At 60.1% G+C, this 17,987-nt stretch carries 12 protein-coding genes; 9 read left to right on the forward strand and 3 right to left on the reverse strand.

All coding sequences use genetic code 11. The features are described 5' to 3' along the window. Positions 1-691 precede the first annotated feature (691 nt). Together BMY06_RS37415 and ku are read right to left on the reverse strand one after the other, a co-directional pair. A complete protein-coding gene (locus tag BMY06_RS37415) occupies positions 692-1,639 on the reverse strand; it encodes a tetratricopeptide repeat protein (RefSeq protein ID WP_244144466.1) in 948 nt (315 codons plus the stop codon). Next, a complete protein-coding gene (gene ku / locus BMY06_RS37420) occupies positions 1,636-2,550 on the reverse strand; it encodes a non-homologous end joining protein Ku (protein ID WP_074987843.1) in 915 nt (304 codons plus the stop codon). Before ku ends, BMY06_RS37415 begins: the two co-directional genes overlap by 4 nt. A gap of 189 nt (positions 2,551-2,739) precedes the next feature. Between ku and BMY06_RS37425 the strand changes: the two genes are divergently transcribed. From BMY06_RS37425 to tssF, 8 genes are all read left to right on the forward strand, one after another. Next, the gene (locus BMY06_RS37425; RefSeq protein ID WP_124263400.1) at positions 2,740-2,982 is read left to right on the forward strand and encodes a hypothetical protein; all 243 of its coding nucleotides are present in this window, start codon (positions 2,740-2,742) and stop codon (positions 2,980-2,982) included. Next, entirely contained in the window at positions 2,979-4,445 is a 1,467-nt protein-coding gene (locus tag BMY06_RS37430) for a UvrD-helicase domain-containing protein (protein ID WP_074987837.1), read from the forward strand. Before BMY06_RS37425 ends, BMY06_RS37430 begins: the two co-directional genes overlap by 4 nt. A gap of 156 nt (positions 4,446-4,601) precedes the next feature. Next, positions 4,602-4,943, forward strand: a complete 342-nt coding sequence (locus tag BMY06_RS39385) for a hypothetical protein (protein ID WP_124263399.1) — start codon at positions 4,602-4,604, stop codon at positions 4,941-4,943. Between the two features lie 504 nt (positions 4,944-5,447). Continuing rightward, on the forward strand, positions 5,448-8,234 hold the full coding sequence (locus BMY06_RS37435) for a type VI secretion system Vgr family protein (protein ID WP_074987838.1): 2,787 nt from the start codon (positions 5,448-5,450) through the stop codon (positions 8,232-8,234). 11 nt (positions 8,235-8,245) lie between these two features. After that, the gene (locus BMY06_RS37440; RefSeq protein WP_080180628.1) at positions 8,246-10,354 is read left to right on the forward strand and encodes a T6SS effector phospholipase Tle3 domain-containing protein; all 2,109 of its coding nucleotides are present in this window, start codon (positions 8,246-8,248) and stop codon (positions 10,352-10,354) included. Beyond that, a complete protein-coding gene (locus BMY06_RS37445) occupies positions 10,351-11,868 on the forward strand; it encodes a type VI lipase adapter Tla3 domain-containing protein (RefSeq protein WP_080180629.1) in 1,518 nt (505 codons plus the stop codon). The genes BMY06_RS37440 and BMY06_RS37445 overlap by 4 nt, the downstream gene beginning before the upstream one ends. Positions 11,869-12,314: 446 nt before the next feature. Next, the gene (locus BMY06_RS37450) at positions 12,315-12,578 is read left to right on the forward strand and encodes a PAAR domain-containing protein (protein ID WP_074987840.1); all 264 of its coding nucleotides are present in this window, start codon (positions 12,315-12,317) and stop codon (positions 12,576-12,578) included. Positions 12,579-12,680: 102 nt separating this feature from the next. Beyond that, entirely contained in the window at positions 12,681-14,528 is a 1,848-nt protein-coding gene (gene tssF, locus BMY06_RS37455; protein WP_161495581.1) for a type VI secretion system baseplate subunit TssF, read from the forward strand. Positions 14,529-16,441: 1,913 nt separating this feature from the next. Here tssF and BMY06_RS37465 read toward each other — a convergent pair. Beyond that, the gene (locus tag BMY06_RS37465; RefSeq protein ID WP_074987842.1) at positions 16,442-17,209 is read right to left on the reverse strand and encodes a bestrophin-like domain; all 768 of its coding nucleotides are present in this window, start codon (positions 17,207-17,209) and stop codon (positions 16,442-16,444) included. Positions 17,210-17,747: 538 nt separating this feature from the next. On the opposite strand from BMY06_RS37465, the gene BMY06_RS37470 reads away from it, so the two are divergent. Beyond that, on the forward strand, positions 17,748-17,987 hold a 240-nt coding region (locus BMY06_RS37470; RefSeq protein WP_143064467.1), incomplete at its 3' end, for a transposase.

Below are 17,987 nucleotides of genomic sequence, written 5' to 3' on the forward strand. Positions count from 1 at the left end.
CTGACTTCGATTCGAGTTTGTCGATCAACCGGCAACGGGACAGGGCATCGACATCATGAGTAAATAAACGATCACTTTGCACTGCCAGCGGTGATGTGAAGCGGGTTGGACCCGCGCGGAGCGTGCCTGACTAACACGACGGGGATATTGATTCCCGGCTAGAGAATGAGGCCTCTGCGCGCGTCTTTCATCAGGGTCCGGACCATTAGTCCAACATGACCGGTTGTAGAACCGCAGTCCTTCACCTTCTCACACGCACCAGCGCGGCATTGCAGTATGTATCAACAGCGAACCTCGATTGCGCTTGTGCTCAACGGGGAAGCCCTTGTAGTTGTGTAACGGATCACCATGCCTCGGCTGTGGACTAGTGTCAAAGCATCTGCATAGCGGTCGCTACATCGGATTGGCGTCGGGAACACTCCTCCCGGCAAGCGCGGGAGCAATACTAGCCTCAGCGCACAGACTCATCCAGCGCTGACGCCGACACACCATCATTTGTCAGATTCACAGGCTCGCTGCCAACGGCCGTTTGGCCCCAGAAAGCGGTCATCTCTACATCCGTGGCGAGGGACCGCTTCGGGTCGATACCGGAAGTTTGCAGGCAGCGGCGATACGCTTGCCATGGCCGCGTCTCAGGCCAGGACCCGCAGCATGGGCGAATGCGCGGCGAGTCTTGCCGTATCAGCGACAGTCACACCGTAGAGCGACGCCACGCGCTCATGTGTCGGATGAGCGCCCGTGAATCACCGCGGAGCTTGTCCATCAACAGATTCAGATGCCGTAACGCCTCGCTATGCGAAGGGTTGATCTGGAGACACCGGACATACGCCTGCGCCGCGCCATCGTTGTCGCCGAGCTGCTCGAGGACGGAAGCGCAGTTGAACGCGGCGTCGTCGCTGTGCGGATTTAGTTCGAGGCAGCGCATGTACCCGCGCGCCGCTTCGTCAAGTCTGCCAGCGTGTTCAAGCAGTACGGCGCGATTGTAATGCAGCAATTCCGCCTCGTTGAAATGCTTGAGGGCCTGTTCGAAGACGATCAGCGCATCAGAGCAGCGATCATCGCTGCGCGAGAGCATGGCCCCAAGGTTGTTGTACGCGTGATAGTGCGGCATCGGTGATAGTTTGATCACCTGGCGATACGCGTGTTCAGCCGCGGCGGGGTCGCGTTCTTGCAGACGCTCGGCCTTCGCGTACCAGTCCGCAGCCAGTCTTGTCCGTTGTTCGATCCGGGCGGGCGACGCTTCCAGCGGCGTTACAGCGTTTTTCGTGACGCTGTCGCCGAAGTCGAGTAGCAGCTGGCCGGAATTCGCATCCCACTGTGTTTTGCCGCTCCTCACGGCGATGGTATCGCCGACTGAACTGATATGGAGTCCTGATAATGGGGTTTCGTCGGAAAGGCTCTTCTTCAGGTTCGCGAGGGCGCGCAGGATTCTCCGTCGCGGAATCTCTGACGTGCGCAATCTAAGGGCTGTGCGCAACACCACAATGTCCCTGAACGAGAAGCGGAGTTCGTTCCTGTGGCCACGCACTGGGGCAACGAGTCCGCTGGCGATCAGGCTGGACAGTGCGCGCCGTGATACGCCCAACATGGATTGAATTTCACGGGCTGTATACCCGTCGACCGCCGGGCGGCGTGTCACTTCCGCGCTCGCTTGGCGGGCGCGGCCGCCGGGGCGGCTTCTGCGCGTTTGACGGCGCGCGCGCGCTTCGTTGCGGGAAGATGCGCCACTTCTGCTGATTTTGCGGCCTTGCCTGACGCGGGCTTTGCCTTCCCGACGCGCGTGAGGCTCAACCGCAAGGCGTCCATGAGGTCGATGACCTGGCCGCCGGCGGGCGTAGCTTCTTCGGCTGGCGCGACGATTTGCTGGCCTTCGATCTTTGCGTCGATCGCGGCGAGAACCCGTTTCTGTTCTACGTTCTCGTACTGTTCTGGATCGTATGTCTCGGATTCGCCCTGCGCGATAATCTGTAGCGCGAGCTTTAGCTCCGCATCCGACACCGGAACGTGTTCGATGTCCAGGTCCTTGAGTGAGCGAACCTCAGCCCCCCATAAAAGCTGCTGGAAAACGAGGCCATCGTCTGTCGCGCGGATCTGGACCATGTACGTCTTGCCCTTGTTGTTCCAGCTGGCGAGAGCACCCCGGCCGCTGGCCAGCAGCGCGCGCTGCAGGAGGCTGTAGGGCTTGGCGCCGCGCTTGTCGGGGGCGACGAAGTACGCCTTGTCGTAATAGATGGGATCGACCGCTCTGTCAGGCACGAAGGCCAGAATCTCGACAATATGGCTTGGGCTTTCTTCCAGCGCTTTCAGCTCGTCTGCCGTGAAAACGACGAATTTTCCCTTTTCGAACTCGTACCCCTTATTCATCTCGGAGCGTTCAACCCTCTTGCCGGTGCTCTTGGATACGTATTGTTGCTCCACCCGGGAACCGTCGGGCGCGAGCATGTTGAATCGTATTGTCGCGGAACTCTCCGTCGCGCTGTAGAGGCGAACGGGAATCGACACGAGGCCGAAGCTCAACGAGAGCGAGGCGATGGATCGGGCGGTAGCCATGGCCATTTCCTTGCGGAGCGTGGCGCTCCATGAACGGCGCGACTGGCGATCGCCGCGCACCGATAATCCAGATTAGCAGGTGCTGGGATTTTGCTGATGCTTCTTCGCGATGAGCAGAAAGCATGCCGATACTGTCGCGCCCACGTGCATGCGAAAATGCTGGCGCGCCTTTTATTCTGAGGAATGACGATGTCCATCGACCCGAACGAAATCGAGCTGGCCAGACTTCAGGCCGAGAAAAGCCAGTTGGTCTTTGAGCTGCGCGCGGCGCATCAGATCATCCGCAACGCCCTGAGCGTCATGACGATCGACGAGCAGATTCGCTGGGCCGAGATGAACGCGCGCGATGGCGTCGACGGCGACGGCGCCACACGGGCGACCGAGCGCGACGCGCTGCTCGCACACCCGCGCATGGCGATTGGCTCGGCGTGAGCGCGACGTTCACGCCGACCCCAGAGCAGGAGATTGCCGTCGCTGCCGCGCAACGAGGGGGGGACCTCAAGATCAAGGCGTACGCGGGCGCTGGCAAGACTTCGACACTGAAATTGGTGGCGGATCGCTTCGCCGGGCGGCGGGGGATGTATCTGGCGTTCAACAGGGACATTGCGGCCGCCGCCGCGCGGAAGTTTCCGGCTCATGTTCTTTCGCGCACGATGCACGCGCACGCGTGGGCAGCGGCCAGCCCGGCGCTGAAACGACGAGGCGCCCTCGAGGCGGAGCCGCCACACATGCTCGCTTCACGCTTCGGTATCGGGCCGGTGGAAGTGCGCTCGGTGACCGGCAGGGCTGTCGAGCTGACGCCCTTTGAGACGGGGCGAATGATTGCTGACGCGCTGGGCCGATTTTGCCGTTCGGCGGATCTTCAGCCCGAAATGGAGCACATCGTCGCCGACGAGAAGATCGACATCGCGGACGCGGCGCGACTGCGCAACTGGCTCCTGCCGCATGTGCGACGGCTTTGGGGTGAGAGTGCGGCGTCGGGCGCGGGAGGCGCCGTGTCTCCAGACGTCGTGCTCAAGCTATGGGCGCTATCGGCGCCGCATATCGATGCAGATTTCATCCTCTTTGACGAAGCTCAGGACAGCGACGGCGTGATGCTTTCGGTGCTCGCGCGCCAGCGCCACGCGCAGGTGATCTACGTCGGCGACCCGTACCAGCAGATCTACGAGTGGCGCGGCGCGGTGAACGCGATGGCCCGCATCGACGCGCCCGAATGTGCGCTTACGGAGTCGTTCCGCTTCGGTCCAACCTTCGCGGCACTGGCCAGCCGTCTGCTGGGGCAGCTCGGCGAGCGCACGCCGTTGCGAGGCCAGGACGCGATCGGCTCGATCCTGGTCGAAGACCCGGCTATAGCGCCACCGGTCGACGCCGTGCTGTGCCGCAAGAACGTGACGGCGATCTGGCAACTGGCAGTTGGATTGGAGTCGGGTCATCGGCCAGCAATACGGATGAGTCCGGCGGAAATCACCGCCTTCGCGGACGGCGCTGATCAGTTGCTTGCCGGACAGCGCGCGTTTCGGCCAGCAGCTTTCTCGTTGTTTGAGAACTGGTCGGAGGCGCAGGCATTTGCGCGCACGCCGTTCGGACAGGACCTGCTCCCCGTCGTGCAGATCGTCGACGAGGTTGGAACGGGGTATCTGCGCGCGCTTGCACAACAGTGCGCACCGGAGCGCAACGCCGACTACATGATCTCTACGGTGCACCGTGCGAAAGGGCTCGAATGGAAGCGGGTGAGGGTGGCAAACGACTTCAGATTCCGGGGCGCCGACGGAAGTCCCTTTCCTGATGAGGACGAGATGCGGCTGCTTTACGTGGCTGTCACGCGCGCCCAGCATGTGCTGGACATTTCGTCGATGCGTGATGAGCTGCTGCGCCTGGTCGCTCGCGGCCGTTGATGCGAGGGAAGCGCTGGAAACTTGACACAGCAATGGGTGAGACACCCTGGACTCAGGCTCGCGCAGATTCGTAGCCGACCGTATGCCTCCTGGCTATTCGGTTCACCCAATTAAAGCACGACTTACGGAGCGTGCGTCCGACACGGAAAGAATGACATGGACACGAAAGATCCATTGGTAGACGGCGAGCGCTGGTTAAAGCGAGAGCACATGGAAGCCGAGGCGAAGCAGACTAATATGCAGCTTGGGTTCAAATTTACCGAATACGTTCGCATCATCACAAGCGCCTTTGTCGAGAAGTACGGCGATAGCCAGGCAACGCGCCAGCGCGCCAAAAGTCGCTCCCTGGAATACGTTATGAAAGCGCACGGTGTCAGTCGATCGACGGCGCGGCTATATATCGACGTGTACGAACGATTTCACGCAATGCCCCCGAGCGATCGCTGTTCTTCGCCAGACCGATATGCAGCTTCTTCTCGCCCCCAACATTGGCGATGAGATTATTGATGCAGTGATTCAGCGGCGCGAGGCCGCTCCCAGGATGTCAACGCGCGCGGTGAAAGAGCTTATTGGTCGCATGCGGTTGCAGCCTCGCGGCGAGTCATAACGCCAGCACTGACGCCGAGATGCGCGTGCACAACCACAGTGTTCTCGTGCTGGTTCCCCGCAATACAGTCGGGAGGCCGGTACTGCTGAAAGGCCTGGATCCAAGATCCACGATGCGCTCTTGGGCCTTGCGCCCTTCGACTTGCAATAGCGAAAATCTGGTGGCGACCCGCTTCGCATTCAAGCGGCAGTTTTTTCCTATTGGCGGAAAATTAGGAGAAGTCGGAAATAAATACTCAATATTAAAGATAAAATCTTACGGAATTTGACAGCGACTTAAACCGCTGCTATTTTCGGCCCGACTTATTGGCCCCTCGTGTTTTATGCGGCACGATTACCGGCAATGAATATCAGTTAATCAAATCGCATAAGTGAGATTCCTCCGGGGAGAAGGACGTGAACTTACAGCGAGTATTTATCGGTGCGCTGCCGTCGCAGGATACGCGAGCCTTTCGACTCTACTGGCGCAACTCCCAGTCGGACCTTGCAGGCTTGCTGTTCCTGCAGAGGCTTGATATTCGCGAGGATCTTTGCGGAGGTATCGAAGGGCGGTTGTCATGTATTTCAACGAGCAATGGCGTTCCGCTCCAGAATTTTCTCGGGCAACCGGTGACTGTGCAAATGGTCACCGATACCGGCGGCCTTCAGTCTATATGCGGGATCGTGACGGATGCTCACGAGGGTGAGTCTGACGGTTCGTTGGCAACGTATCAGTTGGTCGTGCGCGACGCGCTATCGGTCCTTGAGCGTCGTATCAACACGCGCATATTCCGGACGAAAAGCGCGCTTGACATTATTCAGATACTGGTTCGTGAATGGCGCACGAAAAGCACTACCCTGGCTGCCACGTTCGACATCGATCTGTCGAATATTGACACGTCGAAATACCCGACCCGTGAGCAGACGCTGCAATTTGATGAATCTGATGCCGACTTCATCCGCCGTCTTTGCCGCCGCGAAGGTATTTCATGGTTCATCAAGGCCGGCGGACAGGGCAGCTCTGACCTCTCAGAACAACCGTTTCACACGCTCGTCCTCTTTGACAGCGTGATCAAATTGGCGCAAGGCCCGGCAGGAACGGTTCCTTACCACTCGGACGCCAGCGTCGGCACGTCTGACTCCATCACGCTTCTTTCGATGGGGCGGCAGCTGGTCGCGGGTTCGGTGCGCCGGGTGAGCTGGGATTACAAGCCCAGCCAGATGGACAAGCTGCAGGCGCCGACCCGCGTCGACCAGGGCGCCGCGGGGAATGATCTTGGCCGTTTGCTGTCGGACTCACGCATCGACGCGCCTCACATCGCCGATTCGGCGAACGACAATCAGCGTCTCGGCAGGGCGCGGATCATGGCTCACGGTGGGCAAGCCGTCAGGATTGACGGCGCGAGTGGCGTTCGAAACCTCGAAGTCGGCACGTGGGTGACGGTCTCGGGGCACCCCGAACTGGATCAAGTCGAGGAAGTCGACCGCCGGGTGATCTTCACGTCGCTTCACCACCGCGGCGAGAACAACCTGCCCAAGGAGCTTTCCTCACGCGCGCAATCGCTGTTCACTGCGAGCCGTTGGCTGTCTGACACGCCGCCAACGTCTGTTGCTACTCGCATGCGAGGCGCCCAGGGCGACGACTCCGAATCCAGCCGGTACGAAAACACGTTCACCGGTGTGCCGCGTGGTACGCCCCTTACGCCTGTCTACGATCCACGCGTCGACCTTCCCCGCGTCTATCCGATTACCGGCGTCGTGGTTGTGCCTGACGGTGAGCAGGTTCACACCGACGAGTACGGCCGCATCTTTGTGCAGATTCAGGGGCTCGACGAAGCGGACCATGCCCATGCCGCGGGCGCCGGTACACAGGGCACGCCGGCGGACAGCGCTGCCGTTCGTGTGTTGGGTAGCTGGTCTGGCGCAAACTTCGGCCAGAACGCTTTGCCCCGGAAGGGCATGGAGGTCCTGCTCGATTTCCTGAATGGCGATCCTGACCGGATGTACGTGGCAGGCGTATTTCCCAACGGCCAGAACATGCCCGCCATGTTTAGCCGCACCGGCGCGCTCCCCGGAAATCGCTACCTTAGCGGCACCGTCACCCAGGAAATAAACGGACAGCGTTCGAACCAGCTCCGTCTGGACGACACGCCGCAGCAGATCAGCGCTCAACTTGCAAGCGATCATGCTTCCTCGCAGCTGAACCTGGGCTATCTGACACATCCTCGCTCCGATGGTAATGGCACCGATCGCGGTGAAGGTGCCGAATTGCGCACCGATGCGGCAGCCTCCGTTCGCGCAGCGCAAGGCATCCTGCTGACGACCTATGCGCGATCGCAGGCAGCCGGTGGGCAGATGGATCGCGACGAACTGGTCTCGCTGCTCTCTGAATGTACCGAGCTATTCAAGTCGCTGGGTGACTATGCCGGACAGCACGGTGGCGTGGCTGCCGATGGCACTGGGCAGACGGGAGTCGCGAACGCGCTGAAGAACTGGAGCCCGGGAACTGGCACGGGCGGTACGTCGGGTACGACGCAGGGCAGCGAGCAGGCATTGATGGCGTTTGGCGCGCAGTCGGGGTCAGCAAACCTCACTCCCAAGACCCACGTCACCTATGCGGGAGAGAACATCGACCAGATCGCGCAGCAACATTTGCAACTCATGAGCGGTCAGCGACTGAACGCGACCGCAGGACAGGGCATGCAACTCTTTGCGCGCGGTAAGGGGGTTCAGGCGGTGGCTGGTGAAGGCCCCGTGATCCTGCAGGCGCAGGCAGACACGCTGACCGCCGCGGCGCAGAAAGGCGTGGCGATAAGCACGAACGAGAACGAGATTGTTCTCTCGGCGCCGACTGTTCGCCTCGTCGCCGAAGACGGAAGCTTCATCAAGATCGGCGGTGGTGTGACGCTGGGAACGAACGGCGACATCAAGTTGCAATCCGCATCCCATCAGTGGGGCGGCCCGGCAACGGAAAGCGCTCCCAAGAGCGCCTTCAACAACCAGCCCACCGATCAACGTTTCCGATTGCACCATGTCGGCGATACGCCAGAAGCTCCGATGCCGGCAGCCAACCAGGCCTACCGGATTACAACGAGCGACGGACAGACGATCGAAGGGAAGACCGACGCAAATGGCTTGACAGAAATCGTGAAGGACGACGCGATGAAGTTCCTGAAGATTGACATCCTGCAACCGGATATTTGACCGAGACGGCCATGAGCAATACAACATCTACGAGCAATGTAATCGGGTCGGGAGCAGGTGTCACCACCTCCAATCGTGCAAGTGATCGGCCGGTTGCACGTCCAAACGACCTACCGGGCATCGTCATTTTCTCGCACGGAGTGAATGATCCGGGCGCTAACTATGAGACGACGGAGGAGGGTATCTGCCAGGGGCTGAATGAACGCCTTGACCGGCCCGACATGGTCAAGGGCGAATACGGCGCACTGTATCAACAGGCCACTGCGGCGAAGAAAAAAGGTCAGGCCACCACATTTCAGGACCGGATCGCTGCGGACCCGGACACTTACCTTTACGGCCGCGACGGTAGCAACGCGCATTCGGTGTTCATCCCGTTCTACTGGGGCTACCGTGCGTCAGACAAAGAGATCCTCAAGGACAAGAGCGGCAAGCCCGTCAAACTGCGAACACAGTATCAGGACGTTCGAGGTAATCGCCTTGATGCTCACTTTGCCAAGGCAGGCGGTATGTTCAACAATGCAACCACGAACATCCCGGATATGTATGGCGCTGGGTTCATGTCCACGCGCGCTACGCGTCGCCTAATGCAGTTCCACCTGATGAACGATTACCAGTTTTCGGGCCAGAGCCCGGAGCGACACTATCAGGTTCTCGCTGCCAAGCGGATGGCGACGCTTATTTCAGAAATCCGCAGAATCGCGGCGGACGAGACGATCACTGTGATGGCTCACAGTCAGGGAACCGTGATTTCGCTGCTCGCCCAGGCAATGTTGCATGACGCTGGAAAGCGTTGCGCGGACTGTCTGATTCTCGTCGATAGTCCATATGCGCTCACCGAAGCTGCTTTCTACAATTACCTAGCTCAGAATGGCGCGCCGATTCAGACGGTCCAGGCGCGTCTCCAGACCTTGGTCAATATCGTGGCCGCAAGCACCAAGACGCCGTACACGCTGCCGGCTTTGACTGACCTCGTCTTCAGTAGTGGAAAGTCGGGCGGCCGCGCTGGTCACAAGTGGTCCCCGACAAGTGGAACTCGGCCCGACCAGAACGGAAAGTTCACGGTCTTTGACGAGCGCGATAATCGAGGGCGAGTCTACCTATATTGGAATCCAAATGACAAAACGGTCGCGCTTCAGACGGTTCAGGGAGTTGGGACGTACGGCGTGGCCGATACTGTTGAAGGCAAGGAATATTTCTGGGATGGTAATCATACCAGGCCCCAAAGCACGACGAACACATATGCAGCGATGAATGCACTCAAAGAGCTGCGGTTCTATCAGCGTGTGTGGATCAAAGCCGATAACAAGGGTAACCAGCCTTTGGTGGGCACAAAACCCCACCAAATGGACGTTCCGGATGTTGGGTCGCGCTTTATCAACGGGGATGAACTCAAACCGGCGTTTGCACCGAGGCTCCATGGCGGCGAGGCGGTAGTCGGTAGTGGCAAGGAAGCTCCTGACGCCGTGACACAGGATCTCGCGCTCGGCAATTCGAACGCGAACTTGTTGTGGAAGCAGCTGCCCGCTTCGGGAGATGCCACAGCCGATTCTCTCAAGTCACAGTTCAATGCGGGTAAAGCGCTGGATGACCAGACGCGCAGCGTTGAATTTCGAGCTAATGGCGGCGGTTTGGGCGGTGCGTTTGCCGGGATAAGCGCGTGGCGGGAGGAAACGCCGAACGAGGCGCGTGCCCGCATGTCCCAAGATCCAGCCGCGTTGGCAAAGAACGATCCATCTGGAGTCCTAACAGGAAATTCTTATCATTCGGCCATTCTGCGCGACCCCTGGAATCATCGATTCGGAACCGCGATGGACGTGGCGATCGGCCAGGCGACGACGTTGGACAGCAAAGACTGGCAGGCCGTATGGCTTGCGATGGCCGATTGGAAGATTGACTACACGACGATATCCTCGCTTCCTAAGTTTCAAAAGTTGTCCGACGGCGCTCGCACTTTCCTCAAGGAGGCGTGCGACTACTACAGCTCGGGCGAGTTTCCAAAGTCGGTCCTATCTTCGGGCATTCCATCGCTCGTAGTTAGCCAGACGATGGACCAGAATGAGAATCCCGAAAAGCCGGTGACTCCCCCGTTTAATATGGATTTCAGCGGCCTCGCGCGATGATGCCGCTTGCCACATGTGGTGGACGTGCGTTCGACTGCCGATCTGTTTTGTTGTTTTTCTTTTTGATGGTGGCGCTTATGGTTTGGCCTTTTGGTGGGCAAAAAGCGGCGGCCGCGGATTCTACCGCTGCGACGCAGAACGGGCGTGCGGGTTTGGGCGCCGACTCTTCGCCGAATACTCCCCTGGATAAACTGGAAGTGCATGGGGTTGGTATTACGATTGATCAGTGGGCGCAGACGGAAATCTGGAGTCACATCGAAAAAAAGAACGCCACGCACGAGTCTTTCCTTTCGCGCTCGCCTTCAGCCTATCCCTCCACGTGGACAGACAGGTCGGCGATGTCTAAGCTGGCCCGCGGGCTCGCTCTTAAGCTTGGCGCGGGAGAGGCGGTGGAGTACACGCCACTGCCGGTTTTTGTATATGGGCCGCCCCAACATCCCGAGAACCTGATGGGCGCGGCGTTCTCGGTGAATTACGCCCGACAGGAGGGTAGCCTGCCGTTCAACCTGTTCGTTATCGAAAAGGCGGTTAACGGTTCCGGCCCGTCGCTTGCAGACGTGTTTAAGTTCTTCGACGCCAACCCAGACGCCCCATTCGCGCTGATCTTCTGCACAGACGGCATGGTCACGCGGAAACTGCTGGAGAAGCCAGGGTCGGGTCTGATACCAGATGGTGCGGCAGTGCCTGCTGTTTTTGACAGCAACGTGGCGTTGCTGGTCTCGCGGCCGCACGCAATCGACAGGCTCAGGCCATCAATTGTCACGAAGCCGGAAGGTGTAGACACAAGGGAGACTCAATACGACCTGGTGAAGCTCTGGAATTTCTATTGGGACGAAAGAGAAGCATTCGACGCGCATCACGAGGCCGAATTGACGGCTCGTGGCCAGGAAGGGGTCTCACCTCACACGATGAGCGCGGCGTGGTGGCGCTCGCGGGTCCCCGAGCTTTTGAAGCATACCGAGAACAAGGGGCCCGGCGAGTTTGCGCCCAATGCGTGGACCCCAGTTCGTTGGACAGACTGGCAAGTCAGGCAATTCGACGAGTCTCCAGTCCTCGGCTACATCGATCGTCCCGTGCGTGTGCGGCTGACCGACGAACATGATCATGCGCTGCGAGAAAAAGATCAGGTCACCGCGCTCCGGGATGGATGGTCGCGTGTTGTGGCACAAGGCCACGAAGCGACCGCCCCGCGGCGAATCTTCTTCGACACGACGGGTGACCGAGAGTGGGTGATCCCGTTGACTCAAGCGTTGGGCGCGGAGGCAGATGCGCCTTCGACCGGCAGCGTGGCGGAGGGGTTTGACGTAGGATACCGGATTGGCAACACTGGGGTCAGCTCGGGCGTAGTGCAAATCGCGCTGGCTCTAATAGCCGGGTATCAGGACGGCAAATCCAGTGCGGTCGTCGATCGCACCGGCGGACAGGCCGAAATCGTGGGAGTCACGCCACCGACTGACGCTCAAATCAAGCAGAACCGCAGGACGCGGGGCGAAAACCCTTTTCTTTACAGATGAACGAATCGATCGACAATACGAAGCAGCATGGCCCCGCAGGAGAAGTAGGTGGCCGTAGTCGGGGCGGTCTAGCCGCCATCGTCACCGTGGGGGTGGTTCTGATTGCAATGGGTTTGGCAGGGCTTATCGGTAGCTCTGTTGCCTATTGTGATGGCGGAGTTGGCCGCTCTCTGCTGTGGGCGCTATTCTGGATCGTTGTCGTTCCGATCCAGTCCATAGAGAGCGCACCCGGCTGGCTCGCCCTGGTCGCAGCAGCATACGTCGTGGCGGTGGTAGCTATAGCTAAATGGTCGCCGATCAGGCCGGGAATACGGGTCGTGGTTGTGGCGGTCATGGTCAGCGGGGCAGCAGGCTGGGTAATCACGGCGTGGGTGAGTGGCGTTGGGCGGATGCCATGCGGTCTTGTTTAGTGTGGTTCGCCTGACTGCAAAACATGGGAGGCTGAGTTGCGTGGCGTTATCCGCATAGGTGACTCGACGAGCCACGGTGGCAAGGTTGTAACCGGCCGCGACGGTTCGACGGTGATGGGCCGCGCGGTCGCATGCGTTGGCGACCGGTGCACATGTCCGCAGTCTGGCCACAATGATTGCGTCATTATCGAGGGCGATCAGTCGGTCCTCGTAGACGGCCGGGCCGTGGCTTTTGACGGGCACAAGATTTCATGTGGCGCAACGCTCATTTCGTCGGTGTCGACGTCCGGCCTAGGCTGATAGGCCTGTATGTGCCCGGCGCGTCCGCGGACCGGGCGAATCACTCCGGTCGCGACACTGATGCAGCGATACAAGAGCGAACCACTCAGATTGGGGCGGTTGATGTCAGATCTCAAATCGAGTTACGAACGCGAACTGCAGTTTTTGCGGCGTGGCCTGGCAGAATTCACCGCACGTAATTCACGTGCGGCCGGGCGCCTCTCGATGCAGGGTGAGCACTCGGAGGATATGCACGTCGAGCGGATGATCCAGTCTGCGGCGCTCCTCAATGCGCGCGTGCGCGAACGTCTGGAAGACGATATTCCTGACTTCACGGCTCCGTTGCTCGAGGTGCTTTATCCGGAATTCCTGCGACCATTTCCGTCGTGCTCGATCGCCTGTTTCGAAGCCAGTACTGCGGTTGAGCGGCTTGCGTCGCCGGCGGTTATGCCACGCGGCACCCACCTCACGACGCGCGCGGGTGAGTACGGTTTCAGGACGGTCTATGACACGACGGTGTCGGCGCTGTACATCGACGACGCTGCGTACCAGATCCCTTCCGCCGTGCCCAGTAACGTCCGGTTGCCCGAAGGGACGAGCGGCGTATTCTCAATCAGCTTCGCGGTGCCGTCCGGTGCGGTTGATTTCGCGAATGCCGGGCGCGGGGACGTCCGGGTCTTTATTGACGCGCAGGAATCCGCGGCTGCTGCGGTGATCGATGCTCTCGTTCACCGCGGCAAACAAGCCTTTGTGGAAGTTGATGCCAGCGGGCGCTGGACTGCGCTCGATACCGTTCCAATTTCTCCGGTTGGTTTCGGCGAGCGCGAAGCAGTTGTCGACCTGGGCGCCGCGTCCTCGTACCGACTTCTGCTTGAGTACTTCGCGTATCCAGAAAAGTTTCACTTTCTTGATTTCCGACTTGGCCAGCTTCTCGCGGGGCGCAGCGTCAACAGGCGGCTGTCCATTCACGTGCCGGTTTCCGGTCTTCACCCCGATTCGCCGCCAGCGATCGCACTGGCGACGGTGTCGGCGTCGGCTTTCAGGTTGCGATGTACGCCGGTCGTGAATCTGTTCCCGTGTGCGGCCGAGCCGATCGCGCTGAAGGACTCGACGGTTTCCGCTTTCCCGTTAATCGCGCAAACGGTGAATCCACAAGGCGCCGAGGTCTGGGCTGTGCAAAGCGTACGGCTAACACGGGACGGCGACGGCGCGGCGATCACACGCGGCGTGAAGCCTTTCCACTCGCTCGACCACAGTGTTGGACTCTCGAGTTCTACGGACCGGCGGGAGGTGCTGTATTGGCTTGCTTCACGACCAGGCGGCCACGGGGCTGTCGTCGCAGGTGGCGGGTGCCAGCTTGAATTTGTGACGGCACGTGGAGAAACAGCGGAGCCGCGGCGCGACGAGCAGATTGATGCGACGCTGCTTTGCACCAACGGTGTCGGGCCTGGCTCGATGCAGTGGGGACATCGAGATGGCGACTTCACCCTTGCTGACCGAAGCGTCGTTGCTCGGGTGAGCCTGCTGCGGCGGCCGAGCGATGCCACCGCGCGTTTGGCGCCAAAGAATCAGTACTGGTCGGTCATTCAGAACCTTTCTGCTGGGCCGTTCAGCCTCGATCAGAGTGGCTTGCCGGCGCTGAAGTCGTTGCTTGCAGCCCATGTCCCAAGCCGTGGTCAGACAAACGAGGACCAAATCGACGCGATAGTCGGGCTGTCACGGGAAACCGCGATGGAGTGGATCGTCGAGAAGCCTCAGTCGCGGATGGCGCGGGGCCTGCGTGTGCGGCTAACCGTTGACGAGCAAGGGATGGCCGGGACGCCGATCGCCATTTTCGCGCGAGTGCTTGAGAGCGTTTTCGTGCGGTATGCCCCCGCGCATAGCTTCGTACAGGTCGTGATCGTATCGGAGGCGAATGGCGCAGAGCTGGCGCGCGGTCAACTCATTCCGGGCGCCGTTCCGGTGCTATAACTGAAGACCTGCGATGAAGCACACGCCACCGGTGCCTCCGCCGTCACGCCGGCTTCCCGTACGGGTGCCCAGCTCGGCGCTTGCGCGAGCCATGCAGCGGCACGCGCTGGTGTTTGCTGGCGAAGCGTGGGAAGGCATGTGGACTGCACAGCCGTTCACGTGTACTCGCGGGCACACAACCGTGGTAGCGCCGCGCAATCTCATCCGCCAGCGCGTACCAGGTTGCCAGCAGTGCGCGACCGAAGACATAACAGCGCGCGGGCACGCAGAGACGGCACGAGCGGGTCTCACATGGCTGGACTCTCCGTGGCGCGGGACGGCCCACAGGTATCGGCTTCGTTGCTCGCAGGGCCATGAATGGACGTGCGGTGGACAGGTGCTGCTGCGGGGCGCAGCTTGCGCTGCGTGCAAGCGCGAGTCGGGGCCGCTACCCGGCGATCTGCTTCCTGGCGGACTTGAGCGGCTGAACGCCACCGCACGAGAACGAAGGGGGAAGTGTCTCTCTGTCTCGTATATGGGGATGGTGCGCGCATATCGATTTGAGTGTGGCGCGGGGCACATCTTTGAAAGGTCTGGCTCAGCAGTCTTACAACGCGGTGCCTGGTGCCCGAAGTGCCCACGTCCGAGGAAACTGCTCGCGGACGGCCTGGAGCGGCTCCAGGCGGCCGCAAAAGCCCGCGGCGGTATGTGCTTGTCTCCGCGGTTTCTCGGGACCGCTGTGCGCCACCGGTTCAAATGCGCACGCGGCCATTCGTGGACGGCACTCGCGGGGACGGTTCTTTATACGTCGAGCTGGTGCCGCCGTTGCCACCACGACGCCTTGCTAGCCGCAGACGGGCTCGCGCGACTGCAACAAGCCGCTCACGCCCGCGAGGGAAGTTGCGTTTCGAAGCGATACGCTGGCTATCACGGCAGGCATCGGTTTTTGTGCGCACACGGGCATCGCTGGGTAACCTCGGCGCAGTCGGTGTTCAGGGGCGCATGGTGCCCGACTTGTGCGGAAGCCCACGCGGGCAAGTCCCTCCTTCTAAGCGACGGGCTCGCGCGGCTCAAGTCACATGCCGAGGCGCTCGGCGGAGTGTGCCTCGACGAGACATTCATCGGTACCGCGCGAACGTACCGATTTCGTTGTGCAAAGGGACACGAATGGTCTGGCAAGGGGAGCGCGGTTCTGGCAGGCCGATGGTGTAAGCGATGCGCCGTTGATAGCCAGCGCTGCTCGATAGAGGAGGCCCAGGCGGTGGCGCGTGAGCGAGGAGGCGCGTGTCTATCGCAGTCGTACGTCAACGCTCGGACGCATTTGACCTGGCGGTGCCACCGGGGCCACGTCTGGAACGCCAATTTCGACAATGTTCGCAACAAGGGACGGTGGTGTCCCGACTGCAAGGTCTTGAACATGGTGACCAATGCAAAGTCCCGCTCGCGTGCGAGGCGCCTCGCATAGACCGTCGCCGTAGTTAGGACGACATACTATTTAACATAAATGCAGCTTCTCCTCGCCGGAGACATCGGCGACGAGATTGTTGACGCCGTCATTGGTATCCCTTTGATTTCGGCGCAATTTTCCGGTTAGCCCACGCTAGGCCTGGTGAGGCTTTGCGTTTCGGCCCGATATAAATTTCCCTTCTAATCAGCGACCTGCTGACTCCCCATCTCGGGCAGCGACCGTTAGGCGACCGCGAGTGTGCCGCAGCGCTTCGAGCCAAGCCTCGATCTGCGACCGCAGACGAGTTCGGGGGTAGCGGAAAGTCATTTATGAGCGGCCACGGCTCGATGTGCTTGGAGGGGGAGACAAGGCGGCATCGAAGCGGGGCGGCCGGCTGACGACCCGGAGCAACCTTTCCGTTTGTCAGGAAGCCATTGGCTGCTTCCCATTGTTGGGTGCCACGGAGCATCGTTCACCGGACTTGCTGTCAGCTCGCCGGAAGCGACTGCTGCAGACTGATGAGGTTCTGCGGAACCACGCGGATGAGCCCGCCTCGGGGACTGTCGATATCCGCAATAAGTGAAAGAGAGAGCGAGACCGTGATGGGTAATACGAACAGCAATACGCGTCGCCCGGTCGCGCCGCGTGCGCCATACCCCTGCATCAGGTTGCTGAAAAACGCGATCGCAATCATGAGCGTCCATGCCGAAACCGGAATGCGGTTCATCCACGCCGCCTGCGTATAGCCCTGTGTGTTGATTACATCATTCATGCCGCTTACGGTGAGCGCCGCGATCGGAGTGGGTTGCGCGATCGCCGGTTCGCGTACGCCAGTCCACAACTGACCCTGTAGTTCAGCGGTCTTCGCATTGATGATTTCAAGTTCGCGTGGGTCGCGCGTCTTGTAGTATTCGATGCGCAGTTGCACATAGTCACGCAGAAGCGCCTTTATCGTCGTGGCTCGTGATTCTCCAAGCAGTTCTACGCGCAGGTACTGGGTGCCGATGGCGTTCGCTTCATCTTCCTCAAAGTTCTTGCGCTGATCGTATCGGCTCACCGCCATCGAGAGCGTAAATCCAATCAGAAGCGCGAGCAGCGTGAGCGTCGCGCCCTGCACTACGGTGTAGTTGTCGCGCGCGTCATCCGAAAGCGGAATGGCACGTTTCAGACCAATTGCCCCGAGCGCGGCCGCCATAGAGAGCAACACGATCAACATGACGAAGAGGTACGCCGGATGATGTACGAGCTGCGTCATCTCGAATCCTTTGCGATGATGGATCTTGTGCAGCCGCTCAATTCCGGACGAGTCGTCTGCCGTGCCAGAATCAGGCAGTGGTTATGCGCTGCCGAGTACCGTGAAATCCAGGCGTCGATTTGACAACGTCCGAGTCGGCCATTAAACCTCGCCAGTGGTAATCTCACTTGCTCAAAGATTGCATACTTCTGTGCAGGTTTCAGTACCGCAGCTTTAACCTATCAGAATTGGCTCGCAACTGGTCTGGGAGTGATCCCCGGTGGAATGCTGAAGCCGGGGCTGCCAGATGTTTTGGCTGGCCGCGAGTAGCCCCGGCAGGGGCGAAGCCCGAATCTTCGAGCAGTAGCGGGCATCGCGGACAACCCAGATGGCGCTCACTGTACGAGCGGGGTGTTTTTCGCGCGATGACCGGGATGCGATGGGCGGCTGGGTGAAGCTGTAAAATACTGTCAGGGTGTTAGGGAAGGTCTGCAAAAGTCCTGGCATTGAAGACTGGTTTGCCTATCCTGGAAGATAGACAAGTTCAAGGAGTTCGTCGATGACACAACTCGGTCTTGGTCTGGATCTTTCGACGAAACGCACGCGCAAGCGGGAATTTCTCGATGAGATGATGCGCGTGGTGCCATGGTCGAGGTTGATTGCGTTGATCGAACCGCACTATCCGAAGGGTAAGACCGGAAGGCCGCCGTTTCCGGTTGCGACGATGCTGCAGATCCACTTCATGCAGCAGTGGTTTGGGCTTTCGGACCCAGCGATGGAAGAGGCGCTTTACGACGTG

The organism is Paraburkholderia tropica (assembly GCF_900109265.1).
Taxonomy (GTDB): Bacteria; Pseudomonadota; Gammaproteobacteria; order Burkholderiales; family Burkholderiaceae; genus Paraburkholderia; species Paraburkholderia tropica.

What these genes read in the sequence shown, in the direction of transcription:
- ku (WP_074987843.1), bottom strand. Translation starts at nt 2,550, where the DNA reads ATGGCTACCGCCCGATCCATCGCCTCGCTCTCGTTGAGCTTCGGCCTC.
- BMY06_RS37425 (WP_124263400.1), top strand. Translation starts at nt 2,740, where the DNA reads ATGTCCATCGACCCGAACGAAATCGAGCTGGCCAGACTTCAGGCCGAG.
- BMY06_RS39385 (WP_124263399.1), top strand. Translation starts at nt 4,602, where the DNA reads ATGGACACGAAAGATCCATTGGTAGACGGCGAGCGCTGGTTAAAGCGA.
- BMY06_RS37440 (WP_080180628.1), top strand. Translation starts at nt 8,246, where the DNA reads ATGAGCAATACAACATCTACGAGCAATGTAATCGGGTCGGGAGCAGGT.
- BMY06_RS37445 (WP_080180629.1), top strand. Translation starts at nt 10,351, where the DNA reads ATGATGCCGCTTGCCACATGTGGTGGACGTGCGTTCGACTGCCGATCT.
- tssF (WP_161495581.1), top strand. Translation starts at nt 12,681, where the DNA reads ATGTCAGATCTCAAATCGAGTTACGAACGCGAACTGCAGTTTTTGCGG.
- BMY06_RS37465 (WP_074987842.1), bottom strand. Translation starts at nt 17,209, where the DNA reads ATGACGCAGCTCGTACATCATCCGGCGTACCTCTTCGTCATGTTGATC.